Raw genomic sequence first — 26,602 nt, forward strand, 5'->3', positions numbered from 1 at the left:
ATACCGTCGCTGCGGTAGTCGTCGCCGGCGCATCCGTCAGCGGTCTCGTATATGTGCCGCATGGTCGAACCATCTGTCTGCGGAGTACCCCGCAGACACCGATGTATTCGTCGAAGTCGTCGCAAAGCAAGCCTTCGCCAGACGCTGAGATGCCAAAGGCATTACGTTGTCCGGGCGTCGCAGCGTCCAGTCTTGGAAACCACGTTCACAGAATGCGGAGAAAACGCCCGTCGTCCAATGCGACGGCAAAACTCTGTCGTCAAACAGCAGGTCAGTTGCGAACGACGTTACCCGATATGAGGCAACGCTTTCCGTTGGTGCTGGCGGAAACTGCTCTAGAAACACTTATAGATGTAACTGTGCGAAGTCCAGGATGTCCAGTAATCGCTCGGTCATTGGCCTCGCCACACCTGTCGCGGCAATCTCGCGGTGGTTAGCATGCGTGTTTTATTGCTATCGATGTCGTGTGAACGGTCGAAAGCAGTTGTGTCTATTTACGGAATATCCCGATGCAACATAACTCCCAAGCTCAACGCATTGTCCTGGCTGCGCGGCCCGAAGGCGAGCCTAAAGCAACGGATTTTCGGCTGGAAAAAATGTCGATTCCGGGGCCGGCCTTAGGCCAGGTCCTTCTTCAGACCCTTTGGTTGTCGCTTGACCCTTACATGCGCGGGATGATGGATGACGTCGAGTCCTACGTGGAACCTGTCGCGCTAAATCAGACGATGGCTGGTGAAGTCATCGCGCGCGTACTCGCTTCTCGGCTTGACGGATATTCCCCGGGTGATGTTGTGCTGGCGCCCATCGGTTGGACGACTCATGGCCTCTCGGATGGGACGAGATTGCGCAAGATTGCGCCCAGTACTATCCCATTGGAAGCTCACTTGGGAGTTTTGGGCATGCCGGGGTTTACTGCGTATGCTGGGATGGCTGAAATCGGCAAGCCGAAACGTGGCGAGACGGTTGTGGTCGCTTCGGCCAGTGGCCCGGTAGGCTCGCTCGTCGGCCAGATTGCCAGACGTGCCGGGGCGAAAGTGGTTGGGATTGCAGGCGGTGCTGAGAAGTGCTCTTACGTGAAGGAAGTCTTTGGCTTTGACGTAGTCATCGACCATCGCAAAGGCAACCTCGGGCAGGCGTTGTCAGACGCATGTCCGAACGGAATTGATGTGTATTTTGAAAACGTCGGCGGCCCCGTCTGGGACGCTGTTTTCCCGTTGCTCAATCGCTTTGCACGAGTACCTGTCTGCGGCTTGATTGCCGACTACAACGGCATTTCAGGTGAAGACACGATTACCGCCCGGGACATTATGTTGATGACTCTGGTAAAGAGCTACACCATTCGTGGCTACATCAATTACGACCTCGAGCATTTGCTGCCCGCATTTCTGGCTGACATCGCACCGGGTGTAGAGGACGGCAGTATCGCTCACAGGGAGCAGATTGTTCAAGGATTGGAGAACGCACCCGCTGCTCTCAACGGCCTATTGAAGGGCGCAAACTTCGGAAAGCTGGTTGTTAAGGTAGCTGAATAGTTTGGGCCCGGGAGCGCCGCGGTTGTACTTTTTGGTTCCGATGTCTCCGGTCCATACAATCGGAATCTCGACCCGCTGAGACGCGTTGGAAGCTGGCCTGCGTGTGGCACACAGACGCACTTCAAGCGTTTTTTGCGAAATAGGAATTTTCCGAAACCGTGATGAACACCCAGCCGTCGCCGGGCATTCCGTTCATGGTTTCGTTGACCGGCGGACGGGGCTATCTGTTCCGATCCCAAGAGGCGCCCGCACGTTGCTCGAATCCGTCGCCACGCCGACGGCCATAAATTGAGTGGCTAGGTAAGACCCGTAAACGATAGCTACGAGCGATTGTTCGCCGCGTCCGGGCCGCTATGGGGCTGCTAGGGAGGCGGCGCGGAAGGGCTCCGCGCCATAGCTAGCGTAAATGGAGCGGCCGGCATCCCGCTCGCAGAGGGCAACTCGCCTTGCTCGACCTCGGGGACAGAGTCCGTCGCTTCGGCACTGGTTTCGAAGGCGTGTGATGCGACGCCTCGCTTGCGCAATGCTTGCCCGAACATAAGACGATATGTGAGTCCGCAGCGAGCAGCACTGGCGCTTCTCCGCGCCGGTTCGAGGCGTGGCGTCGTATTCTCCTCTCACTGTGCGGAGAGAAGGCAAGCGGGGATGCATTTCGAGCCCGGGTCGTGGCCGACTCCGGGTGAACTGAAGCCGGCTAGCAAATGAAGGATTGCGGAACGTTGGGCGTCCGACCAATCCGACGCTTACATTCGCCGGATAACTTCGAACGCGGCAGGCAATTCAGCAGCTTCAAAGCCTTTGGCCTTCGTTTTTTCCAGGTAGTCAGAAAATAGCTGGAGCAAACTGTACTCGACTCCGGCCGATTTTGCTCGGTCCCGTAGAGATTGAACACCATACGAATGCACGACAATCGAGGCCTCGTTCCCCGCGTAATCATTTCGCGAGATGGCATCGGTGGCCTTTGCGACTGACTTATCCAGGACGTGCCGGAACGAGTCCACTGCGTGCTTCAGGGTGTCGACGGATACGTCTGCTGCTTGCAACATCGCGGCACTCTGCAGAAAGCCGAACGTGGTCGCATAGTACATCGTTAGCAATCCACCATCGAGATGATTGGCTGCTGCGGGATTCTTTCCGACGTAGGTGAAGGCTCCGCCTAACAGATGGAAATAATCTGCGTATTGCTTATACGAAGCCTCAGGCCCAGAGGCTAGGAGCATGCATTCTTGAGTACCGATAGCGCGCGGATAATCCATAATCGCACCGTCGAGATAGTTCATCCCGATGTCGTTAGCCCAAATGGCGGAGCGAGCGGCTTCGTCACCGGTTCCGGTGGTCAATTGGAGAAGCGTCTTTCCCTTTAACAGCCTTTCAATTTCGGGCGTGCGGAATAGTGCGTCGCTCGTGCCGTAATCGCTGAGGCAAACGACGATTAGTTCGCTCGCGTTGATCGCTTCCTCGATGTTACCGGCAAGCTCAGCACCGAGTGCTACCAACGGTTTGGCCTTTTCTGCGCTTCGGTTCCAGACAGTGACTTTGTTTCCGCCTCGCAGGAACGGCGCAACTAAGGCGCTGCCCATCTGTCCCAAGCCGACAACCGACACAGAAATTGATTTCATGAAGCCCTCGAGTTCTAAAGAAAACGCCAAGATGTAAACGTCTCGGCAAAATATGACTTTAAGCGTCCCATATTTGGCGGTACATGTGCATTGGGGCCAACCCGCCAGGCGATTGCCACAAGTTCGACAACGGTTCGCCTGGCTAGGCTGTCCACTTCCGCCATCGTGCTACTCGACTGCCTTCACCATGTCCTCAATCACCTTCTTCGCATCGCCGAAAACCATCATCGTTTTGTCCATGTAGAATAGGTCATTGTCAAGGCCTGCGTAGCCCGCCGCCATCGAACGCTTGTTAACAATCACGGTACGCGCCTTGTACGCTTCAATGATTGGCATGCCAGCAATTGGAGACTTCGGGTCGGTTTTCGCCGCCGGGTTCACGACGTCATTCGCGCCGAGCACCAGGACGACGTCGGTTTGCCCGAACTCGTTGTTGATGTCGTCCATCTCGAACACGAGGTCGTACGGTACCTCGGCCTCAGCTAGCAACACGTTCATATGGCCAGGCATCCGTCCGGCCACCGGGTGAATCGCGTAGCGAACGTCAATGCCTTTCTCGACGAGTTTGTCCGTCAATTCCTTCAACGCATGTTGTGCGCGAGCGACGGCTAGGCCATAACCAGGCACGATAACAACCGACTCGGCGTTGCCTAGCATAAAAGATGCGTCGTCCGCTGAACCGGCCTTCACGGGGCGTTGCTCCTGTCCCGCTCCGCCAACGACAGCGCCTGGTTCAGCGCCAAACCCGCCTAGTAATACATTGAGGAATGAGCGGTTCATTGCGTGACACATGATGTACGACAGAATCGCTCCCGACGAACCAACCAGCGAACCAGCAATAATCAACATTGCGTTGTTCAACGAGAAGCCGATTCCAGCCGCGGCCCAACCCGAATAGGAGTTGAGCATTGACACGACAACGGGCATATCTGCGCCGCCAATCGGGATGATGATCAGCACGCCCAGAGCAAAGGCAATCAGGGTCATGGCGATGAACGGCAGCCATGACTGCGTGACAACGAAAATGACGCCGAAGCTAACCATCGCAATTGCGAGCAACAGATTGATTAAGTGCTGACCCGCGTAGATGACCGGCGCCCCCTGGAAGGGCCGAAACTTGTATTTACCAGCCAGTTTGCCGAAAGCAATCACTGACCCGGAGAAGGTGACAGCGCCGACGAACGCGCCGACGAAAAGCTCGATACGGTTGCCGTATGGCAGGAGCCCTGTATTCGGACTATCTGGCGATACGAGACCGAACGCCGATGGCTCGGACACGACGGCGTAGGCGATACAAACGGCGGCAAGGCCAATCAGTGAATGCATCGCAGCAACGAGCTCGGGCATTTTGGTCATCTCGACCCGCGCTGCTAGGAAGGCGCCGATAGTGCCGCCGACAATAAGTCCGGCGAGCAAAAGACAAATTCCCAGCCCGAGATTCGAGCCAAGAGCCGACGCTTGCTTCGAAATCAGGGCTATGGTTGTCAAAATCGCGATTGCCATACCACCCATGCCGAACATGTTGCCGGCTCGAGCAGTCTTCGGATTCGACAGTCCTTTGAGCGCCTGAATGAAGAACACCGACGCAACGAGGTACAGCAATGTGACGACGGTCATACTCATTTCGATTTCTCCATTGTGAGCTTTTTCGGCTCCTTCTTCTTGAACATCTCTAGCATTCGTCTGGTCACGAGAAAACCGCCAAATACGTTTACCGCAGCGAGTCCAACGGCGAGCGTGCCGAAGAATTTTCCGGTTCCTCCGATAGTCAGGCCGGCCGCAAGCATTGCTCCCACGATGACGATTGCCGAAATTGCATTGGTGACAGCCATCAGCGGCGTATGCAAGGCTGGTGTGACGTTCCAGACGACGTGGTAGCCGACATAAATGGCCAAAACGAAGATAATTAGGTTAATCACTGTATGGTTAATGACTTCCATTCCCGTCTCTCCTCAAGCCTTGCGTGTGAGTTCACCGTCTTTGGCTAGTAGTGTGGCCGCGATGATGTCGTCAGAGAAATCGATGTTCAAGGTTCCCGCCGGCGTGAGTATCAGCTTCAGGAAGTCGAGCATATTGCGTGCGTAGAGCGCTGATGCGTCCGAAGGCACCATGGAGGCCAGATTGGTGTACCCGGCAATCATTACTCCGTGTTTGGTGACAACCGTATCGACTTCGGTAAGAGGGCAATTGCCGCCTGGCCGCCCTTCGAATTCCGGACCGCGACCGGCAGCAAGGTCAATGATTACGGAGCCTGCCTTCATCGCCTTGACTGTCTCAACAGAAATCAAAGTCGGGGCCGCTCGACCTGGAATGAGGGCGGTCGTGATGACTATGTCAGCCTGCTTCGCACGCTCATGAACGATGTTGGCCTGACGCGCCAGCCAGCCCGGCGGCATTGGGCGTGCGTAACCGCCAACGCCGCTAGCCGCTTCCCGCTCCTCGTCTGTTTCGTAAGGGACGTCGAGGAATTTGGCGCCGAGCGATTCAATCTGCTCCTTCACTGCTGGGCGAACGTCCGACGCTTCAATCAATGCACCGAGTCGCTTGGCCGTTGCGACCGCCTGGAGGCCTGCTACGCCCGCGCCCAAGACAAGTATTCGAGCCGCTTTCACTGTGCCTGCCGCGGTCATTAGCATCGGCATGAAGCGTGGATATAAGCCCGCAGCCAAAAGGACGGCTTTGTAACCGGCAATATTGGCCTGAGACGAGAGAACGTCTAGGCTTTGCGCGCGCGTCGTACGCGGCGCTGAGTCCAGAGCGAAAGCGGTGACGCCGGTAGCCGCCAGCTTGGCAGCGTTATCTTTGTCGAAAGGGTCCAATATCCCGATAAGTGTCGCACCGCGCCTCAACAGAGGGAGTTCGGTTTCGGTGGGAGATTGGACCTTGAGAATAATGTCTGCGCCAAAGGCGGTTGCCGTATCGACAATCTCTGCACCGGCGGCAGCGAAAGCGCCGTCGAGATAGCTTGCCGTTATGCCTGCACCGCTCTGCACAGTCACCCGATGTCCTTGGGCGACATATTTTTTCACTGTTTCGGGCGTGGCGGCGACTCGCGTCTCGTACGCCCTCCTTTCGGTAGGCACTCCAATATGCATTTCTGGGTCTCCGTTGCATGTAACAACTGATGGCACGAGCCATCGAGTCAATCAAATGGGTAAGCTTGGACGTGTGTGAACAGGAGAGACGTCGAGCTCGACGTCTCTCCCCCGGTATCGAAAAAGTGCCAGCGTCAAATCCCTACACTTTGTTTATGCAGTTTGGCTTGCCTTTGAGGGCATCTGATGCAGGACGTGGTCACAGGAGGGGGCGCACGCCTGCGTCTGTACCATCGGTTGTGAACCCTCTGCGCGTATGCCAAGGCGTTCAAGCAGCCGCCGGTCGGCGTCAACCTGTGGATTGCTCGTCGTGAGCAACTGGTCCCCGTAGAAAATTGAATTGGCTCCCGCGGCGAAGCAAAGAGCCTGCAGGGCTTCATCCATTTTTTCACGCCCGGCTGAAAGCCGGACCATTGCGCGGGGCATGGTTATGCGTGCTATGGCGATGGTGCGCACAAACTCGAAAGGGTCGAGCGGTGCAGTACCAGTCAGCGGTGTACCGTCAACCTTGACGAGATTATTGATAGGTACAGACTCTGGGTAGGGCTCCATATTGGCGAGTTGCGCAATTAGTCCCGCGCGCTCTCGCCGAGATTCTCCCATTCCTACAATCCCTCCGCAGCATACGTTGATTCCAGCGTCGCGGACATGCTCGAGGGTGTCCAGGCGGTCTTGGTATGTGCGTGTGGAGATAATCTGACCGTAGAATTCGGGTGACGTATCGAGGTTATGGTTGTAATAGTCGAGGCCAGCTTCACGCAAAGCCAGCGCCTGGCGCGCCTCCAACATGCCGAGTGTCACGCAGGTCTCCATACCCATTGCCTTCACGCCCCGAATCATGTCTTTTATGGGCTCGAGATGTCGGTCTTTCGGGCTCCGCCATGCCGCGCCCATGCAAAAGCGAGTTGCACCGCTCTGTTGCGCCAGTCGAGCAGCAGCGAGAACTTCATCCACGGCCATAAGTTTGTCAGCTTCCACATTAGTAGCGTGATGTGCCGACTGCGGACAGTACGCGCAATCTTCCTCGCAGCCCCCGGTCTTGATAGAGAGAAGAGTAGATAGCTGGACCGTATTTGCGGAGAAATGCTCGCGATGTACTTGTTGCGCACTGAACAGCAAGTCGATGAACGGCTGCTCGTAGAGTGAAACCACGTCTGAAACCTGCCACCGCATTGCAGCGCTTTTCGATGTGAAATTAGTACTGCGTAACGGGATTTTTGAGTTAATCATCGCGAATATCCATTCCAGTGGTTCGTAAATTAGGGGCTTGTCAGACCGCTGCCTCGCGAGCACCGAAGAGGTGGCGGGTAGGTGTCTTCTTCGGCCGCTTCTGCGCTTAGGTGAGGTACGCGCGGAGAAAGTGCTGTGTAGACGGCCACGATATGGCATTTTGAACTGGCTTCGCTTGCCGTTTCGAAGGCGCGGCGGCCGATGCTAATGTCCCGCTGGGGGAGTCCGCCCAAGTTGCTTCCCGTACTCATGGACGCGGGGTCGCTCATGAAGCAGTATCCGTGCAGCTAATATCGAAGTCGGCCGCCTGATTTCGACTTCATATCGTCTGTGACTATTTCGAGGCACGCGGCCCTACGCAATAGATACGGTCCGCATCTTTTGAAAAAAACGCACACCGCTCAGTGCTAGCCCGAGAGCGATAACAAGCAAAACAGCGGAACCGAAACCAATGTAGTGCAATCCTCCGAGAGAAAAGAACAACGCGCCCAGAGCCGGACCGGCGGCAGCACCAAGGTTTAGAATTGCGCCGCCGATAGCGGCACTGCGGCCTGTATCGTCGAGCTCCGCAAGAAGGGCTTGGACATAGGGAAGTGTAAAGGTCAGGGCAGCGGAGAGCGTGACGGTCGACGCCAGGAAAAGCAACCGCGTCGGGACGACGTACATTCCAAATGAAATCGCGATTAGCAGAATCAGCCCGATAAAAATGGGCAGGCGGTAGCCAAGCCGCGTTCCTAGCCATGTAGCTGCAAGCGCCGCTGGGATCTGTGCCAGAGCTAAAGCAGTAAACGCGGTGGTTATCTCCGATTCGGCTAAATGCAAGAATTGAGCGGCGGCTTCGGCGAATGTCCAGCAGACCGCCTGCGATGCAAACATTGCGAATATGGAAACAAGAACTTGTATGACGCCGACTGGCACTATGGCTTTTGGGGAGGAGCTGACGCTGCTTATAACCGGTCGCGTGAGCTTCGCGCGTGGAACGCCGAAGGAGAAAAGCCCGACAAAGACGAGCAGGAGAAGCTCGACAAAATCGAATCCCCTCGGTCCGAATTCACTGATGGCAGACGGGACGCAATACATGAGCGCAGAGAACATGAAGGACATCGTCAGCAACATCTGCGCGTATGTTTTCTCTGGACTTTTGTACATCGCAGGCAGTGCGTTTGTGGTAGCGGTCAACACCCCGAGTCCTGCGCCAACGATAAGGCGCGATACAGTGGCTGTGGTGGAATTTTCCGCGAAAGTCGACAGGAGAGAGCCCGCTATAGCGATTGCGACCGCCGTAACCGAGAGAAGCCGCTTATCACGAAATTCAATCGAACGGCCTGCGACCACCGCCGCGATGGTCAGCGCAAGAAGTTCGGCGGAAGCTATCCAGCCCGCTGCCGCCTCGTTCACGCGAAAGCGATTTGAAAGACTCGAAACCTCATATGGGAGACTTGTAAAACTCAGCCACGCCAAGGTCGCGACAATTAACAGGGAGAGCCTTTCCGTGCGGTCGAGGCTGGGGTGATGGTTGTTCATCGAGTTACCTTCAATTTTCGCCGGGTTGACAGTACGATATTCGTCGACGAGCCTGACGCCCCGTCCGAAATACGATTCATATGAAAGATTGGGCGCCCCTGCAGTTTGTCAGTGGCCATTCACTCCCTTTGAGTTTAAGGAGCCATAGTCCTGATGAGAGGTGCGTCGAGGTCATTTCTAAGTGCGCCCAGGTCAATGTGAAGGGCCACTGGTTGACGAATGGGTACAAACCAGAATCCGCTCGACATCAAAATCGGCAGAGATTCGACTTGCCCTACAAAGGTTACGACGCGGTAGAAAGTTCAGATGCATTCGTGGTCTCCCTGTAGGTTGCCTGACAGGGAATCCCACTACACTTGCGAATGCTCGCGCGTGCATTCTGTAATCAATGTGCGCGCGAACCACAGGGAGCTCATCCGGAGGTCATTGGTTCACATCTCGCACCCTGACCGTTGAAGGACGGCCACTATCAATTTGGCACGTCGGACAAAATCTGGACATCTTGGGGGGGACTATTTGGTTGACCGGCAAGCATCACATGTTGTTGTAGATTGGGCTGCCACCGCCTTCCGGCGTGACCCAACCGATGTATTGGGTCGGGTCCTTGATATCACATGTTTTGCAGTGGATGCGGTTCTGGACATTAGTCTGCAGTTGCACGTTGCTACCAAAGAGTTTCGGCTCCAACCCGACCATTAGCGTTCCGAGGCGTAAGCCTTTATTCATGCTTTGAAGGCTTGCGAATATGCACACAGTTCATCGCGCTGTCGGCCTTGATCTCACTGCACCGGCGGTGGCTTCCGCTGCTAGCATCCCAGACTTGATTGCGGCGTGGCTTCCCCCGACGCGTGACGCGTTGAGGAAACCCGCCTTACACCCCACGAGTGCTCCATCGTTGACTGCCATGGGTGGTGTTGGCACAACAATCGCTCACAATTCGCGAAAATCGTTCGGACTTCTGGTGACGCTTGACTTATCCGAAATTTGCCCATCGCTCTCGATGACCGACCATGCAAAGCTGCAAGTCCATGAGGTGCGGCTATATGCCGCAAGGAATACGTTATGCGCGCTCGTGAATTCTGGAAGACGTTCGAAAAACTACCTGTGATTCCTAGTGACGCGCTCTTTATTAGACACCTTGTCGATATTGGTAAAGAGTGCGACTGAAAGTTAAAAAAAGCTAGATAAATTGATCGGCGCCACGACGCACAGCGAACCGCGCATCGACGACGAGCTGACGCAAGGGATGTTGGTCCTGTAAGTGTCGGCTTGCCAGCATGATCACGCATTGACTAATTGATTCTATCGATATTCGCTGTATTTGCAATGCTCCCACAGGCCAGAAAGAGCGAGACACATGGCCAACTTTCACCTCGACGCGGCCGCGACGTGCTGTCAACCTATGGCCGATTCACTGCCTGTCTGATTTGCCATGAAGGTCGGTGGCCATGTGTCACATCTTGATTGTCACAGATCCACATGTCGATGCCGAAGACCAAACCATTGACTGGAGTGAAATCCGAAAGGCGAAGTCTTGGCGGGCCACCCAGAATCGCTCACATAGAGGGAGTGCAGGTAACCGCGCGTCGCTGGCCTGGAGCATTGGTAGAAACTTCAGGCAATCAAAAATCGGGATTCGGCTCCTGAACATGAGATGAGGAGTCTCGTATCTCACGGAGTGAAGACTCCAGTGAAATAACCTTTGAGGAAAAGATGTCACAGTCGAAACTAACAAGACTTACCAACGCGGCGACCGTTGAAGATGTTGTGGCCGTGATTGAACGGGATGGAGGCGTAATCATAGAGGACTTCCTGTCGGAAGACGTACTCCGCAAACTGAACGCCGACCTTGAACCTATTTTGAATGTCACGCCGTTTGGGGAGGATCCGACGTTCGCAGGTGTCAAAACGCGACGTGCCGGTGCTTTGTTCTCGCGGTCGCGCTGTATGGTCGATATCGTTTTGCACCCCCTGTACAAGGGAGCGGCCGATTCAATTCTTAAAAAGCCGGTTGATGTGTGGTTCGGCGAAAATCGGGTGGCGGTGACGCCGATGATTCAGGTCGGCATGACACAGGCGATTCAGATTGGGCCGGGGCAGGGGGAGCAACCACTTCATCGCGACGACACGGTATTCTCCTGGCGGCATCCCACTTTCGCCCGTGAAGCGCGGCTTCAAATCATGGTCGCCGCCTCTGATTTCACTGCTGAAAACGGCGGCACGCTGGTCATCCCAGGTAGCCACAAATGGGATGACGAACGACAGCCGTCGCGGGCCGAAGCTATTTCCACGGAGATGACCGCCGGTTCTGCATTGATTTGGGTTGGCTCGCTGTATCACGCCGGCGGTCACAACAAGACTGAGACGGCAAGACTCGGCGTCACCATGTCGATTGACCTGGGAAATCTTCGTCAGGAAGAAAACCAGTATTTGAGCTTGCCCGTCGAGAAGGTGAAGTCGCTACCAAGTGAAGTCCAGCAATTGCTCGGATGGTCGGCGGGTGACAACTACATGGGTTGGGTCGAGATTGATGGGCAAATGTGCGACCCTCAAGTTCTATTGCGGACAGAAAGCGATAAAACGATAGAGAAACGCCAGTTGCAGGCGCTTAAGCAATAGCACGCAACTGTAGCTTGCCGAGAGCTTGACGATCTCAAGTACCCCTATAGCCATGCGATTATGCCGGCTACAGCGTTTGGGCTCTACGCTAGGGGTGCGGATACGTGGAACGTCCTCAATTCAGCCGTATCACCGTAACGTGGAGCTTTGGAAATACCAATATGAAGCTTAAAGATAGGGTGGCAGTCGTGACGGGTGCGGCAGATGGAATCGGGCTCGCGACCGTGCGACGACTTTCAGAGGAAGGGGCTGTCGTAGTCATGTGCGATATCGCCCATGCGCAGCTAGGCGAAGAGTGGGCAAAGCTCGATCAGATTGGCCGTAGAGTTGCGTGTTTTCCGTTGGATGTGACCTGTCGTCCTGATATTGATTCGATGGTCGGGGACGTGTGCGAGCGGTTCGGCCGGATTGACATCCTGATAAATAATGCTGGTATTACTCAAGACGCACGGCTCGTCAAAATGACCGACCAGCAGTTCGACGCCGTCATGAATGTCAATCTCAAAGGCGTTTTTAACTGCACCCAGGCCGTTGTGGACGTGATGCTCAAACAAAGACGCGGCGTGGTGCTGAATGCGTCCAGCATTGTCGGTGTCTACGGCAATTTCGGCCAGTCGAATTACTCTGCTAGCAAGTTCGGTGTGGTTGGTTTAACAAAAAGCTGGGCGCGTGAGTTTGGTCCGATGGGAATTCGTGTCAATGCTGTTTGTCCTGGATTTATCGGTACAACCAGCTTGCTCAAGATACCGGAGGATGGTCTCGCCAAGATGCGCAGTTCGTGCTGGCAGAGACGCCTTGGGCTGCCCGACGAGGTCGCGAATGTCTATGCGTTCTTGGCGAGCGACGACGCAAGCTTCATTAACGGTGCTGCAATTGAGGTGTCCGGCGGGATGACGCTGTAATGGTTGATAACCCTCGCGGCGGCGAGCCATTTTGAGGCACGCTGCTACTCACAAAGACACTTGCCCAGATATCTTTTGAACTTACAGCCCCGTCTAATTTTTGGCCGCAGCAAAGAACTAGTAGAGCCCTGGTTGTTGATATTCGACGAAGCGTAGCTCGTACGACCCGAGCAGGTTCGGAATACTTGCCTTGACGGTGTTCCGTGAACGTGCCCGTGCGGTCGGGCTCAAGGCAACGTGACCGCCGACCCTGCGGCGTGTCGATGGTCGTCGAGTTGCGAAAGCGTATCGTTGACGGTTTCCAGTGTCCTCTCCGCGAGCCAGTGTGCAAGCTCGCTGTTCAGAACGTATGGAGGCAGAAGATACACTGTGCGTCCGATCGGACGAATCAGCAGACCGTGCTGTCTACCCTGCATGTGGAAACGTTCAGCAAATCGGGGACCGGCAAATTCGTCACGGACGTCAAATGCCCATATCATGCCGCGCTGCCTGAAGCTCTCAATGCGGTGGTCAGCCGCGAGCTCTGCCAATGCTTTCGTTAGAGTCAACCCGACGAGTTGATTCTTGCGGAGAACATTGGTTTCCTCAAACCTGTCCAGGACAGCTAGCGCCGCGCGGCATGCTAATGCGTTGCCCGTGTACGAGTGAGAGTGAAGGAATCCACGCGAGATGTCATCGTCGAGAAATGCGTCGAAGATAGCGTTACGACTCAGAACAATCGAAAGCGGGAGGTATCCGCCGGTGATTCCTTTCGAAAGGCAGAGGAAATCAGGCCAGATAGCAGGTGCATCTGGCAGTGTGGCTTGCTCGAAAGCGAAGAAGGTGCCTGTACGGCCACAGCCGACAGCTATTTCGTCTGCTATCAGATGAACGTCAAATCTATCGCAAAGGGCACGCAGCCCGCGCAGGTAGGCCGCGTCGTGCATTGCCATACCCGCGGCACACTGGACCAGCGGTTCGATAATTATCGCTGCAATGTCCAGATGCCGTGCTTCGAATAGCGCGTGGACTTCTCGCAGGGCGCGGCTTGCCACGTCTTCGCTAGTCTCGGTGTCTCGCGCGGCGCGGGAGTCGGGCGACATGACCAGGTGAGGGTGCAGCAGTAATGGGTCATATACATGACGAAATAGCGCAACGTCGGTCACAGACAATGCACCGAGCGTCTCGCCATGGTAGCCGCCGCGAAGACATACGAATTCTTTTTTCCCGGCTACCCCCTTGTTGCGCCAGTAGTGGTAGCTCATCTTTAGTGCAATCTCAACTGCGGATGCTCCGTCGCTACCGTAAAATGCATGACCTAATGCTCCCCCGGTCAGGGCGTTCAGTCGTTCGGCTAACTCCACTGCCGGCGCATGCGTGCAGCCTGCAAGCATGACGTGGGGCAGAGTTACGAGTTGATGTCGAAGCGCTGCGCTTATCCCGGCGTCGGAATGTCCGAAGAGATTTACCCACCACGAACTATTGGCGTCGAAGTAGCGTCGACCTTCGTAATCTTCGAGCCATGGCCCTTGTGCTCGTGCAATAGGCAATGGAGGCGCGACGCCGGCCCGCTGCATCTGCGAGCACGGATGCCATACATGACGTGTGCTGCGTTGTTGCCACGTCGCGTTGGCGTTAGATCTGACTTTGCCACCGGACACTGGCGCATGAGATTTCGAGTTGTTCACCATAGTCGAGGTCGTTCCGAATGTATACCCGATTGCATGCCAGTCCGTTGATTGTCACCGGGGACGACGACGGACACTTCCATGATGCGAATCCATTGTCCACGTCTGTGTGGATTTAAAGAGGTCCTGAGCGGACAGATTCCTGTGCGAACGCTCCGCGTCAAGTTACAGTTGAATGCTTGCACGCGGTCGTGTCTTTTGTTGCACTTTTACTGTCCGTTTCGCACCTGTCTTCACCTATTTCCCTGATGTAGCCTCGGTACGTGTTGCAAGCCGGACTTTCACGGGAGCCAATCGGAAGACGATGTGCTGTGGTGCGACCAGGCGGGACAGTGCGATATTGCGCGTCTTTAGACCGCACATGCCGACCCTTCTGCACCGGGCACGGTCCATACAGCCCTCGGAAGAGAGCGTGCGGACGCGGCTACTGTCGCAGGTCGCTCCGCGCTCGGGACTATCAATGACGCTTGCGGGCATCCGGTAAGAGCTTTTTGTCTAATTGTCCTTGTATCGAGCAATACGTTGATGAATATCCTCACAGCCGGCTTTCTCGAAAACCCATATCCGACATACGAACAGTTGCGGAATGCTGGCCCGATTCACTGGAGCAACGAGTTTTTTGGCGGCGCTTGGCTTGTCACACGCTATCGAGATATTGCAGAGGTGTTGCAGAGTCGTCGATATTCCGCGCGTCGCACGGGAGGCTGGGTAACGGCGGGAAAGCTCGAACACAAGTTGGAACTCTGTCCGTTCCAGAAGCTGTTTAGTCGAGCGATGCTGTTTCTTGACTCTCCAGACCATTGTCGTCTGAGGCGGGTCCTGAATCGCGCGATGAAGCAAGCTGTTTCACGGGTTTCTCGCGAGTTCGTCGAAGCCACAGTACATGGGTTGATCGAAGGTGTCGGCGCGACCCGCGAGTTCGATTTCGTGGGTGAGATAGCTACTCCGCTGCCTGCCTTGGTTATCGCTCGGGTGTTGGGAATCGAAAATTTCAGCGAACCCCGTCTCCAGGAATGGTCGGCGGATTTGTCCGCCTTTATCGGCTCTCCGGAGCCGGATCTAGACGTAAGGAGACGAGCTCAGACCAGCCTTCTTGAAATGTCCGGCTTTTTTAGGGAGGTGATTGCGAGCCGTCGAACGCTCGGCTGCGATGATGACCTGGTGTCGTCGTTGATAACCGCCGAAGTGCGAGGGGAGATAGTTTCGGAGCCAGAACTTGTCACGCAATGCGCAATGATGCTGTTTGCAGGCTACGAGACAACGCGAAATCTGCTCGGCAACGGAATGCGGGCGCTCTTGACCAATTCGACAGAATGGAACGCGCTTCTGGCATCTCCCGAGCTCATACCTGGGGCGGTTCGTGAGCTCCTGCGCTATGACAGCCCGGTTCAATATACGGGACGGCGTGTCACTACGGACCACATGCTCCACGGACACAAACTGGAGCGCGGGCAACTAGTCATCGCGTTGATTGGTTCGGCAAACCGCGACCCTGAGAGGTATACGTCTCCCGACCGCCTGGATATCCGGAGGCGAGAGGGATTAAATCTGTCATTTGGGCAGGGTCCGCATGTCTGCATCGGGGCATCACTCACTCAGCTGGAGGCAGAGGTTACCTTTCGCGCCATTGCGAGGCGTTGGCCGGACATGCGGTTATCTGAGGCCAGTGGTTCGCAAAACCGCAACGCTGTCTATCGTGGGCTTGAAAGTCTGTCGGTGAGAACAGGAAGGCATGAATTGGCTCGATCCAACAATTTTGTTGGTTTGTAGCCGGTTTAAGCGGCGCGACCTCGGACTGCAGTTTGCTAACTGGACCTTTCCACACCGGTAGTTGTCCGATGCTCACCTTTTTCTCCTCGCGCCTCAATCGTAATCTGTAGCCAGCAGCCAGTAGAAGGGCGGACGGATTGGGTGACTCGTCACCTCTTAAATCGTCCGGGAACGTACCCGCTCGGTGGACTACAAGGCTGGAATTACTTCCAATTCCCCCCCAGTTCGAACGACCGGGCGTAAGTAATTTCAAGACTACGAGCTGAAACTTTTGAATTGAGGCATCGCGTGGCTTGGATGTAGAGATGCATCGTCTTCGAAGGCATCCTTCATCGTCACCTCTGCAAAATTCATCTTTTTGAATTCAGGAAGATTGATGGACATCAGACAATCCGATACCACAGCAGCGCATCTGCCGCGAATCGAAGAGATTTCGTATGTGCGTCGGTCGTGGACGCCAGCTCAAACCGAGGCGCACATCCGGACACTTCCGATTTGGAACGGCACGATTGAAGTTGAGCAGAAATTCGGAGGGCTTCAAAACCGAACCTTCTTCGTGACAACCAGTTCCAGAGAGAGATTCGCAGTCCGAGTCGGGTTCGACCAGTTCCGGACGAGGCAAACGGCCATCGTCCAGTGCACTATCGCTGCCCACACTCTCGGCGTTGGGCCACGACTAATTTACGCCGAACCGAACCTCACCGTCACCGAGTTCGTTGATGGTACCGGTGTGCAGCTTGAGCAGATGAAAGACCGGGCCATCGTGAAGCAGATTATCGATAGCATGAAGAAGCTGCACAACGGCTCCCACGCAGTAGAGGAAACAATCAGCTATTGGTGGCCGTTCGACTCGGTGAGGCGCTACCTGAACGCTATGGAAAATGGAAAAGAAGCCAACGGCTTCCATCCGTCGAAATGGGTCGAGATGGTGCCCAGGTTCCGGGAGATTACGAATCGGCTCGAAACGGCAATTCAGCCCTATCTTCCGGTCCTGACCCACAACGATATGGTGTTCGTGAACATGATTTTCGACCCTGACGGTCAAATCATGTTTATCGATTGGGACGGAGGCGCGTATGGACATCCCATGTGGGATGTCGCTGAGATGTTGATGTGGGGAGAGGCGGACGACGAAATGACGCGGTATGCGCTGCAGTGCTACTACGGCGAAATCGACGGTGAACAATTGCAGCAGCGTCTCCGTGAAGTTCACGCATTTCAAATCATGTCGGCGCTGCGTCTGTGCACTGAATGTGCTGAACACATCCTCGACCCTTATTTTTTCCTCACGCCTGAGGAGGTATCGAAGGGCATGGATATTGTTCTTCCTGGACAGGATCCATCTCTGGATGGTCTTTACGACCTGATTCTGCCGCGATTCGAATCACTTTTAAGCCAATACGGGCGTGAATTTGAGAGTTGATGTCAGTCGGGTCTGCCGGCGGACTGCGAGCTCCCCCCAACGGAATGAATCGCTGCATAAAGGATACTGACATGAAGCTAGCGGGAAAGAAGATACTGGTGACGGGTAGCACGATGGGTATCGGCTATGGCGCGGCGGCCCAGTTGCTCGAAGAGGGTGCGGTTGTAGCTATCCATGGCCGCGATATGACGCGCGTGCGCGACGCGATTCAAAAGTTGGGCGGAGGCGAGCGTCTCGTTGCCGTCGTCGGAGACGTCGCTGACTTGGACTCGTGCAAATCTATCGTCCAACAGGCCGTGGCGAAAATGGGCGGCCTCGATTGTTTGGTCAACAATGCTGGTATCGGCGAATTGGGCTATCTCGAGGACCTCTCCGAAGAACATTTCGACCGCATCATCAATACGAATCTCCGGTCAGCATTTTTTCTTACGCAATATGCCCTTCCGGAGTTGAAGAAGACGCGCGGCAACGTTATTTTCACAGCTTCGACGGCCGGTATTTGTGCTGGACCAACAGATAGCCACGTGTACGCGGCGGCGAAAAGCGGAATGATTTCTCTTGGGCAATCGCTCGCCTTGGAGCTCGCACCTTATGGCATTCGAGTGAATATGCTGTGTCCGGGATACATCGACACGCCGCTTATCGCGGCCGAGAACGCCAAACTTAACGGTCAAGTGTTCCAGTTCATCGAGGCATGCGTGCCGCTCGGACGCTTGGGGAGCATCGAAGAGTGCGGCTCCGCCATCGCGTACCTAGCGTCAGATGCAGCAGCCTACTTTACGGGTTCTGTTATCTCGAACGACGGCGGGGCAACGGCCGCCCGCTCTTGGGGCGGCCGCAATTGAGCCGGGTTCGGGCGTCGCTGGTGGCCGACCAGATTGTTTTGGGTGTGAACAGGGCGGTACCGAAGTTTGCGAAAGCGTTGAGAGCAGCGCGGGTGGACCGTGCGTAGCTTTTCCTCGAATCCAGGGGCTAATTATGAAAGTGCAAATTGATTTCACGGGGAAGCGGGTTCTAGTTACCGGTGGTAACTATCCTATTGGGCGGGCGACTGTTGCAGCATATCTCGAACATGGCGCCATCGTGGCGGCTCAGGTACCAAACGAGTTAATCTCTGACGAATTGCTCAAAGAGTTAGCTCACGACGACAGATTGATCTGCATAGTTGGCGACCTCAATCAGGTGAGCGGATGCCGATCTGTGGTCGATGCGGCCGTTGCGAGACTTGGTGGCTTGGATGTCCTGGTGAATGCGAGTGGACTACGGGCGGACATTCCCTTTGAAGACGTAACTCCAGAGAACTGGGATTCTGCTATCAACGGCACGTTCAAGGCCGCGACGTTCGTTACACAACAGGCCTTGAAGAGTCTCAAAGAATCGAAAGGAAACATCGTCAATGTAGCAACGAACCTTGGCCTTATGGGCGGACCGGCTGGTTCCTCGGTGCATTCGGCAGCTATGGGCTCGATAGTCAACATGACCCGAATGGAAGCACTTCGACTCGGCGGTGAAGGCGTGCGGTCGAACTGCCTGTGTCACGGCGTCATTGATGAGTATGCATCTCGATGGGGTGCCAGCGCTGATCTCCCTGGGTCTGCGCTAAACACTGAACTGAAGGTACGTCCGATTGGCAGACATGGCCGTGTTGATGACATGACCCCGGCGATTCTCTTCCTTTCGTCATCTAATGCGGAGTTCATGACCGGCTCTGTGATTGTTAACGACGGTGGTAAGTTCTCCGGCTGTTAAACCGCGGAACTCATGCGTTGAAACTATTCGTCTCCGGAGTAAGTGATGCAGCAAAATGCGCTCGTGGCGGGTGTCGGAACTACTCGTTTTGGTCGTCACTCCGACCGCTCGCTCTCGAACCTTGCTCACGAGGCAATTCGTGATGCGCTCGAGGATGCCGGCATTACCATTGACAGGGTCCAGGCAGTTTGGTCGGGTAACGCCGCTGCGGCAGTAACAACGGGACAGGTTTGCATCGCGGGTCAAGCTATCCTGCGTGGCTTGGGGTTGGGAGCTGTTCCAGTCGTTAACGTTGAGAATGCATGTGCTACGGCATCCACCGCCTTCCAGCAGGCGGCGTCGATGGTGACGCTTGGGGCCTACGACATCGTCTTGGCCTTCGGTGTTGAGAAGCTTTACCACCCCGATAAGCAGCGCGTATTCTCGGTCTTTGCAGGCTGCGCCGACGTTGAGCATCCTGACGCTCTGAACGCATTTGTACTGAACGAAGGTCGTGCTGAGAGCGGTGCCGGTCAAACACGCTCTGTGTTTATGGACGTATATGCGCGAATGGCCCGCGACTATATGAAGTCGGCCGGTGCAACGGCGGCTGATTTCGCTGCTGTCTCTGCCAAAAACTCCTTCCATGGAAGCCTGAACCCGAATGCTCAGTTTGTGGAGGTGCTAACTGCGGAGCAGGTCCTTGGGGCTCCTATGATTATCGAGCCGTTGACGAGATTGATGTGCTCGCCGATTGCCGACGGCGCCAGCGCGGCAGTGATTATGTCACCGAGGGCCGCGCGTGAGCTCGGTGTGTCAAAGCCAGTCAAGATTCTGAGTTCAGTCCTGGCCAGCGGCTATGACTACCACGACGGCGACGAGAAGCTAACCGCCTCCGTTTCAAAGCTGGCCTACTGCGGTGCAGGAGTTGGTCCCGAGGATGTCAACTGCGTTGAACTGCACGACGCTTCATCACCAGCAGAACTTGTCTACTACGAGGCCCTTGGTCTGTGCGCTCCTGGGGAGGGCATTCGCTTACTTAGGGATGGAGATACGCGGCTCGGGGGAAGGATTCCGGTCAACACTTCCGGTGGTCTCGTGCGAAAGGGACATCCGATTGGTGCGACGGGTCTGGCGCAGATCCACGAACTTACAATGCAACTCAGAGGATGCGCCGGCGGGCGTCAAGTGCAAAACGCACGCGTCGCGTTGGCTGAGAACGGTGGTGGTTTTCTTGGAGAGGACTCCGCAGCAATAGTGATTTCAATTTTGGGTGTCTAAGTCGCGGCCATTTTGTTCTTCGCTCGTCGCTGGCAAAGACCGAAGTCGGAGAGTTCCGTCGTTACCGCATCCCACGCAATGCCCTATCGAGGCGAACTGAAAACGGAGAAGTCGAGAAATGAGCATCATTCCCGTACACGAGATAATGTTGAGCCATCCGGAGCATGCCCGGGCCCCTCACGACCCTGCTTTCGAGAGCGGCGCGGCTTACGTTGGGAGGATTTGTCCGCTTTCCGACGCGTCAATTCCACTTCTGGATTTGGGATTCCGACACGGCGACGCCGCATATGATGTCGTTAGCGTCAGCAAAGGTCTCATCTTTCGCCTCGATGACCACCTGGAGCGGTTTGCGCATTCTTGCAGGAAATTTCGCCTTAGAAATCCGTTCGATAATCAACGTACTTCTGAGATTCTGACTGAGCTCGTGAGGCACGCGGGAACCAAAGACGCGTACATATGGTGGTGTGTGACCCGCGGGCGGCTTGCTCATGGGGCGGGAAATTACAATACAGACGCGTACGAAAATCAGTTTTATGCCTATGTCGTCCCTTATAGATTCATTGCGGATGACTCGGTTCGTCAACGGGGTATGAAGTTACAGGTTAGTGAGTCATTCATTCGAATTCCGGAACGAGCGGTGGACCCGACTGCGAAGAACTTCCACTGGCTGGACTTGCAACTCGCGCATTTCAAGGCCCGTGATGAGGGGTTTGACCTGCCGGTGTTATGCGACGCGAATGGAAATCTGACGGAAGCGCCGGGGGCAAACATCTTCTTCATCAAAGACCGCGTGGTATATACGCCGGACCACGGAGTGCTTGAGGGCATAACTCGGCGCACAACAATGGAACTGGCGACTGAGCTCGGGCTTACGGTTCGTGTCGAAGCCGTTAATGCTGAACAGCTGAAAAATGCGGACGAAGCCTTTGTTACGTCGACTGCCGGTGGAATTATGCCTATCAATAGCGTTGACGAGAAGGTATTGGGCGGCGAAGCTGGGCCTGGCGAGCTGACAACCGAGCTTCACAATCTATATTGGCGGAAGCGCTGGGATGGATGGCTTGGAAAAAAAGTCGACTACAACCAATGAGCGCGTGCGTGGCCCAACCTCCATTTCGGGGCCGAGCGAGAATCGACGGATGCTCGGCCGTTGAATGTGCTTATCTAGGAGCGGGCGCCCTTTCGGTGAAAGAACATCTAACCGGTGATATCGGTAGCCACTCAACCTTGCAGAACTGGTAGGCGCGTTCGGCTGTCGCTTCCACGCAGCCCGGGTTCCGGCCCGGTGGATGCATGGGATGCTCTGCCCTTGATGGCTGAGCTATAAGCATGGCAGCGGTACGGCAGTCATCGCACAGTTGTCGGAATGGCGCGTGACCGTTATCGAAAGTCGATTGGGCGTAATGGCTCAAGCTCTTGGCTGGAACAGGTGCGTCGAGTGGAATTTTGCCAATGCGAACTCGCAAAAGTCCCTGTTGGCATCTCCCGCGTCATGCATTCCTTGGGCAAAAGTAGCGGGCGCGTCGCTTGGCGCATATATCGGAAAGGGGACGGAAGGTCGCTCCACTGGCGAGGACGCCAGAAAGCCGTTCTGGTTCCCCAGTGACAGTGGCCACATAAACGTGTCCCATCCACACCTCACTCTCGCTTTGGAATTTTCTTAAACTCAAATCGCTAATTATCTTAGCGACTGTTGAGGTGGGGGGCGCGGTGTTCGAAATAATTTCTCTCTCCCCGTTTGTCGTCGTTTTCCAGCAAAGGGCTGCGTCGTGATGCACTCAAATTCGAGCCGTGAAGCCACTCCCCTTGTAGCAACAACGGGTATCCACAACTTTCGGGATTATGGTGGCTACGAGGTAGCAGGAGGAGGGCGGCTGGTAGAGGGCAGACTATATCGCTCGGGCGAGCATGCCAAAGCTTCCGATAATGACCTGCTCGTATTGCGTTCGCTTGGCCTGGATGCCGTCATTGACCTGCGCGGAAAGAGCGAGCGCGCGAAGGCGCCGTGCCGCCGTTACGTCGGTTTCCCCGGTGTCGTCATTGCCTCGGATGGCGAAACTGCCGCCTTCGCTCCTCATGTCGAAGCGGCGTCTCAAGCTATGCAAGGCGCGGACGCGAGAAAAACGCTGACGTCTCGCTATAGAGAATTGCCGTTTCGCCCGGCAATTGTTGACGTGTTCCGCCAGTACTTTCGCACGCTTGCCGAGTGCGATGGACCGACCGTCGTCTACTGCTCTGCAGGAAAAGACCGCACAGGCGTCCTTGTTGCGCTCTTGCACACCCTGATGGGCGTTCACCGGGACGACGTTATCCATGACTACCTCCTCACGAACACGGCAGGCGATTCAGATGCACGTGCAGCTGCAATCAGAGCTGACCTCGAAAAGCGATTCGGGGCTGGACTTACCGATGATGCAGTCCGCGTGATTACCTCCGTAGAGGCGGGATTCCTTGAGGCCGCCTTCGAGGCGATAGCGGAACAACACGGAAGCGTAGATGCCTATGTGTCGACCGTTTTACACGTTACGTCGGAGATGCGCGAGGAGTTGGAGTCACGTCTCGTTGTCTGAATGGTTCCGACGAGCGAATGGAAACGCATAGGGCGGATTATAGCCGTCTCACATGGAAACCTTCAAAGACATGAACATTTCTACATTGCTTGGAAACGCTGCCCGGACATATGGGACCCGGCCCGCTGTTTCGATGGGAGACGAGCAGAGGTTCACCTACTCGGAGATGTATGAGCGGGTCGTAAGGATAGCAGGCGGTTTGCGTAATGTGCTGGGCTTGAAGGTCGGGGACCGTGTTGTCCTTGCGATGAGCAATCGGCCTCAGTACCTCGAAGTTCTGTTTGCGATTTGGCACGCTGGTCTCGTCGCTGTTCCGGTGAACGCGAAGCTACACGCTCGCGAAGTCGCATTCATTATTGATAACTGCGATGCGTCCCTCTGCTTCGTTACTGAGGAGCATGCGGAAGCGATTGCGTCTTTGGCGGGCAGCGGTGAGCGACCGGTCAAAGTTGTGTGTGTCGATGGGACTGACTATTCGGCATTGTTTCATGCCCCCATTACTCAGACCAATGTTGGTCGTGATGACTTGGCGTGGCTCTTTTATACGAGTGGCACCACCGGACGTCCCAAAGGGGCCATGCTCAGTCACCTGAATCTCCAATTGATGGCCTGGAGCTACCTGTGTGACTTCGACCATGTTACCGACCGGGACAGTCTTTTGCATCTTGGGCCGCAGTCCCACGCTGCGGGACTCGTGTCATTGTCGTTCGTTGCGAAAGGGGCCAACAATGTGCTGCCCGTGAGCGGTGGAGTGGACGCGAGCGAAATCGCGCTGCTCATAAATCGTTACGAGAATCTGACTTTCTTTGCTGCGCCCACGATGACCCGACGCCTTGTCGACAGTCCTGACATCGCTCGATGCGCAGTTGAGCACGTCCGGTCTATTGTTGGCGGTGGCGCACCATTCTTCGCAGCCGATGTGAAGCGTGTTCTGGAGGTGTTCGGCCCACGCTTTATCAACGCATATGGGCAGGGCGAATGTCCATGCACTATTACCGGCATGCCGAAACATCTGTATACCCCGGATGTGACTGACGAACGCCTTGTCTCTGTCGGCGTAGCCCGCTCTGGGGTTGATGTACGGATTGTTGATGCGGAAAACCGCGAGGTTGCGTGTGGAGACCCAGGTGAAATTGTAGTGCGAAGTCCAATTGTCATGAACGGATACTGGAAGCAGCCGCACGCGACAGCAGACGCGGTGCGCGATGGCTGGCTGCATACCGGGGACATGGGCACGATGGACGAGCGTGGCTTTGTCTGGCTGAAGGACCGTGCGAAAGACGTCGTCATCAGCGGCGGGTCGAATATCTACCCTCGCGAAGTCGAGGACGTCCTATGCTCCGACCCCGGCGTAGCCGAGGTCGCTGTAGTGGGTGAAGCCGATGCGAAGTGGGGCGAGGCCGTTGTGGCGTTCGTCGTCGCGCGAACTGGACACTCCTTGACAGTTGAGAGCCTTGACCGCTTGTGCCTCGACAATCTTGCTCGCTACAAACGTCCAAAGCGTTATGTATTTCTCGATACCTTGCCCAAGAACAGTACCGGCAAGGTATTGCGCACGGAGTTGCGCGAAAAATTGAAGGTGAGGTGACACAGCTGCATTCTTTGGCGAGGCGATTCCGCGTTTCTTCAATTCCATGAATTGCGCCCGAACGGGATCGAGGCGTCCCCGACGTCTCCGTTTTGAACGGTTCGGCTGAACCTCGAGCCGCGTCCGAGTTGACCAAAATTTTGATAAAGGAAAGTTATGACAATCTCTTCAGGCGACGTCGAAGCTATCGTTCGAATGTTTGAACAGAGCAAGTGGAAGCAACTTGAGCTTCGTGTTGGGAATTCCGAACTTTTCCTTAGCAAAGAGGCCGATGGTCGTGCGTCGTTTTCGCCGACTGCATCGTCGACAGTTTCGACGGCTGCGAATGGCCGACTGGCTGCTGCTTCGGCGGTTGCTACGCCTGCTTTATCGACGGTGGTTAACAAGGACCCGACGCCAAATCCACTGACTGGTGGGAGGATTGAGTTGCCCCCGGGTTGCGTGCATGTTTCGGCGCCGTCACTTGGGACTTTCTATCGTTCACCGAAGCCTGGCGCGGCCTTGTTCGTGGAGCTTGGGCAGGAGGTTACCGAAGACACCGAACTTTGCCTCATCGAGGTTATGAAGCTTTTCACCACCTTACGGGCAGAGGTAAAGGGCACCATCCGCGAAATCTTAGTCAAGGACGGCGACCTGGTTGAGTATGGACAACCGCTCTTTGTGGTGCAAACCAATGGCTAACCTATCCGCCAAGACCGAGCGATTGTTTGTTGCCAACCGAGGAGAAATCGCTCTGCGTGTCATCAAGGCCGCCCACGAGTTGGGTATTGAGACCGTTCTTGGCGTCTCAAAGGCTGACACCGACAGTCCAGCTGCGAGAGAGGCGGGGCAGACGGTAGTGCTAGGGCCATCAGCGTCACGCGACTCGTATCTCAACCAAAACCTGGTGGTTCATGCCGCCGTGGCAACCGGATGTACAGCATTGCATCCTGGATACGGCTTTCTGTCCGAGCGACCTGGACTGGCCGAACTTTGCGCTCAGGAAGGCGTGGTTTTCATCGGACCTACCGCTGAGTCTATTCGCGCCGTCGGTGACAAGCTCTCAGCTAAGCGATTGGCGGAAGCGGCCGGTGTGCCGATGACGAAAGGCAGTGACAAGGTCGCTGACAAGGATGAAGCGCTGCGCATCGCGGAGGCGATTGGCTACCCAGTCATTACGAAGGCATCAGCCGGCGGCGGCGGCCGCGGGATGATTGTGGCGCACAATCCTGAAGAACTCGCAGACGCTTTTGACCGGGCGGCGGCAACTGCACGTGAGGCCTTTGGTGACGACACGCTGTACATAGAAACGTACGTTGAGCGCGCTCGCCACCTGGAGGTTCAAGTTGTCGGGGATGGTTCAGGGGGGGTGATTCACTTTGCCGAGCGCGACTGTTCAGTGCAGCGCCGGTACCAGAAGATGATTGAAGAGGCACCGGCGGCAATTTTACCGGATGACGTCCGCACACGCTTACGCGCGGCAGCTGTCAGTCTTCTGTCTTCGATTTCATATCGCAACGCTGGTACCGTCGAGTTTCTCTATGACGTTGACCGTCAACAGTTTTTCTTCATGGAGGTCAACGCCCGGATTCAGGTCGAGCATCCCGTCTCGGAGCAGATTACCCGAGTTGACCTTATCAAGATGCAGATTGAGGTCGCGCTAGGCCGTCGACCGCTTCCGCAGCAGGAGACAATCGAGCCGCGAGGACACGCAATTGAGGCCCGCATCCTGGCTGAGGACCCAAGCCGGAACTTCTTGCCTAGCCCCGGAAGGATTACACGATGGATACCGCCCACCGGCCCGGGCGTGCGGGTCGACTCGGCGGTGATGGAGGGGTCCGTTGTTCCCCCCTTCTACGACAGCATGATTGCAAAGCTAATCGTCAGCGCTGACACGCGAGACGAAGCGATTGACCGGCTTATCAAAGCATTGTCGAAATTTCAGGTTCAGGGCGTTGCAACCAACATCCCATTGTTGACTGCAATCGTCAGTCACGACGACTTCCGAAACAATCGAATTAGTACCCGTTGGCTGGAAACAACTCTGCTTCCCAGCTTCAAAGCATAAAGGCGAA

Annotated in this window: 20 protein-coding genes and 1 pseudogene; 13 read left to right on the forward strand and 8 right to left on the reverse strand. The window is 55.6% G+C overall.

Translation table 11 applies throughout. The features are described from left to right. Nucleotides 1-509 precede the first annotated feature (509 nt). Entirely contained in the window at nucleotides 510-1,532 is a 1,023-nt protein-coding gene (locus tag BM438_RS22415) for an NADP-dependent oxidoreductase (protein WP_093637964.1), read from the forward strand. Between the two features lie 743 nt (nucleotides 1,533-2,275). On the opposite strand, the gene BM438_RS22420 is transcribed toward BM438_RS22415, so the two are convergent. The 7 genes and pseudogenes from BM438_RS22420 to BM438_RS46280 form a co-directional block, all read right to left on the reverse strand. Then, a complete protein-coding gene (locus tag BM438_RS22420) occupies nucleotides 2,276-3,151 on the reverse strand; it encodes an NAD(P)-dependent oxidoreductase (RefSeq protein WP_093637967.1) in 876 nt (291 codons plus the stop codon). A 168-nt stretch (nucleotides 3,152-3,319) separates the two neighbouring features. Further along, on the reverse strand, nucleotides 3,320-4,774 hold the full coding sequence (locus BM438_RS22425; RefSeq protein WP_093637970.1) for an NAD(P)(+) transhydrogenase (Re/Si-specific) subunit beta: 1,455 nt from the start codon (nucleotides 4,772-4,774) through the stop codon (nucleotides 3,320-3,322). Continuing rightward, nucleotides 4,771-5,091: an NAD(P) transhydrogenase subunit alpha part 2 gene (locus tag BM438_RS22430; protein WP_093637973.1), complete on the reverse strand. Its 321-nt coding sequence runs from the start codon at nucleotides 5,089-5,091 to the stop codon at nucleotides 4,771-4,773. The genes BM438_RS22425 and BM438_RS22430 overlap by 4 nt, the downstream gene beginning before the upstream one ends. A gap of 12 nt (nucleotides 5,092-5,103) precedes the next feature. After that, nucleotides 5,104-6,246 carry a Re/Si-specific NAD(P)(+) transhydrogenase subunit alpha gene (locus BM438_RS22435; RefSeq protein WP_093637976.1) on the reverse strand — a complete coding sequence of 381 codons (1,143 nt, stop codon included), beginning with the start codon at nucleotides 6,244-6,246 and terminating at the stop codon, nucleotides 5,104-5,106. Nucleotides 6,247-6,399: 153 nt separating this feature from the next. Beyond that, entirely contained in the window at nucleotides 6,400-7,476 is a 1,077-nt protein-coding gene (gene bioB, locus BM438_RS22440) for a biotin synthase BioB (RefSeq protein WP_093637979.1), read from the reverse strand. A gap of 354 nt (nucleotides 7,477-7,830) precedes the next feature. Further along, nucleotides 7,831-9,000 (reverse strand): MFS transporter, encoded by a 1,170-nt coding sequence (locus BM438_RS22445; RefSeq protein ID WP_093637982.1) that lies wholly within the window; start codon nucleotides 8,998-9,000, stop codon nucleotides 7,831-7,833. Between the two features lie 534 nt (nucleotides 9,001-9,534). After that, nucleotides 9,535-9,912, reverse strand: a pseudogene (locus BM438_RS46280) (electron transfer flavoprotein-ubiquinone oxidoreductase); the annotation flags it as partial. An 801-nt stretch (nucleotides 9,913-10,713) separates the two neighbouring features. Between BM438_RS46280 and BM438_RS22455 the strand changes: the two are divergent. Beyond that, a complete protein-coding gene (locus BM438_RS22455) occupies nucleotides 10,714-11,619 on the forward strand; it encodes a phytanoyl-CoA dioxygenase family protein (RefSeq protein WP_093637988.1) in 906 nt (301 codons plus the stop codon). Nucleotides 11,620-11,780: 161 nt separating this feature from the next. Then, entirely contained in the window at nucleotides 11,781-12,521 is a 741-nt protein-coding gene (gene fabG / locus BM438_RS22460) for a 3-oxoacyl-ACP reductase FabG (protein ID WP_093637991.1), read from the forward strand. Nucleotides 12,522-12,748: 227 nt separating this feature from the next. Here the strand turns inward: fabG and bioA are convergent, their stop codons facing one another. Further along, on the reverse strand, nucleotides 12,749-14,191 hold the full coding sequence (gene bioA / locus BM438_RS22465; RefSeq protein ID WP_093637996.1) for an adenosylmethionine--8-amino-7-oxononanoate transaminase: 1,443 nt from the start codon (nucleotides 14,189-14,191) through the stop codon (nucleotides 12,749-12,751). A gap of 522 nt (nucleotides 14,192-14,713) precedes the next feature. Here bioA and BM438_RS22470 point away from each other — a divergent pair. From BM438_RS22470 to BM438_RS22515, 10 genes are all read left to right on the forward strand, one after another. Beyond that, a complete protein-coding gene (locus BM438_RS22470) occupies nucleotides 14,714-15,958 on the forward strand; it encodes a cytochrome P450 (RefSeq protein ID WP_093638000.1) in 1,245 nt (414 codons plus the stop codon). Between the two features lie 376 nt (nucleotides 15,959-16,334). Beyond that, nucleotides 16,335-17,381: a phosphotransferase gene (locus tag BM438_RS22475; RefSeq protein ID WP_093638004.1), complete on the forward strand. Its 1,047-nt coding sequence runs from the start codon at nucleotides 16,335-16,337 to the stop codon at nucleotides 17,379-17,381. Between the two features lie 71 nt (nucleotides 17,382-17,452). Then, nucleotides 17,453-18,226, forward strand: a complete 774-nt coding sequence (locus BM438_RS22480; RefSeq protein WP_167378434.1) for an SDR family NAD(P)-dependent oxidoreductase — start codon at nucleotides 17,453-17,455, stop codon at nucleotides 18,224-18,226. Nucleotides 18,227-18,359: 133 nt separating this feature from the next. Further along, entirely contained in the window at nucleotides 18,360-19,130 is a 771-nt protein-coding gene (locus BM438_RS22485) for an SDR family NAD(P)-dependent oxidoreductase (RefSeq protein ID WP_167378435.1), read from the forward strand. Nucleotides 19,131-19,175: 45 nt separating this feature from the next. Continuing rightward, nucleotides 19,176-20,390 carry a thiolase family protein gene (locus BM438_RS22490; protein WP_093638014.1) on the forward strand — a complete coding sequence of 405 codons (1,215 nt, stop codon included), beginning with the start codon at nucleotides 19,176-19,178 and terminating at the stop codon, nucleotides 20,388-20,390. Nucleotides 20,391-20,508: 118 nt separating this feature from the next. Further along, entirely contained in the window at nucleotides 20,509-21,480 is a 972-nt protein-coding gene (locus BM438_RS22495; RefSeq protein ID WP_093638017.1) for an aminotransferase class IV, read from the forward strand. A 682-nt stretch (nucleotides 21,481-22,162) separates the two neighbouring features. After that, nucleotides 22,163-22,960 carry a tyrosine-protein phosphatase gene (locus BM438_RS22500; RefSeq protein WP_093638020.1) on the forward strand — a complete coding sequence of 266 codons (798 nt, stop codon included), beginning with the start codon at nucleotides 22,163-22,165 and terminating at the stop codon, nucleotides 22,958-22,960. A gap of 52 nt (nucleotides 22,961-23,012) precedes the next feature. After that, nucleotides 23,013-24,548: a class I adenylate-forming enzyme family protein gene (locus tag BM438_RS22505; RefSeq protein ID WP_244179432.1), complete on the forward strand. Its 1,536-nt coding sequence runs from the start codon at nucleotides 23,013-23,015 to the stop codon at nucleotides 24,546-24,548. A 156-nt stretch (nucleotides 24,549-24,704) separates the two neighbouring features. Further along, nucleotides 24,705-25,229 (forward strand): acetyl-CoA carboxylase biotin carboxyl carrier protein, encoded by a 525-nt coding sequence (locus BM438_RS22510; RefSeq protein WP_093638023.1) that lies wholly within the window; start codon nucleotides 24,705-24,707, stop codon nucleotides 25,227-25,229. Then, nucleotides 25,222-26,595: an acetyl-CoA carboxylase biotin carboxylase subunit gene (locus tag BM438_RS22515; RefSeq protein ID WP_093638026.1), complete on the forward strand. Its 1,374-nt coding sequence runs from the start codon at nucleotides 25,222-25,224 to the stop codon at nucleotides 26,593-26,595. The genes BM438_RS22510 and BM438_RS22515 overlap by 8 nt, the downstream gene beginning before the upstream one ends. The last annotated feature ends 7 nt before the right edge of the window (nucleotides 26,596-26,602 follow it).

Source organism: Paraburkholderia aspalathi (assembly GCF_900116445.1).
Lineage (GTDB): Bacteria > Pseudomonadota > Gammaproteobacteria > Burkholderiales > Burkholderiaceae > Paraburkholderia > Paraburkholderia aspalathi.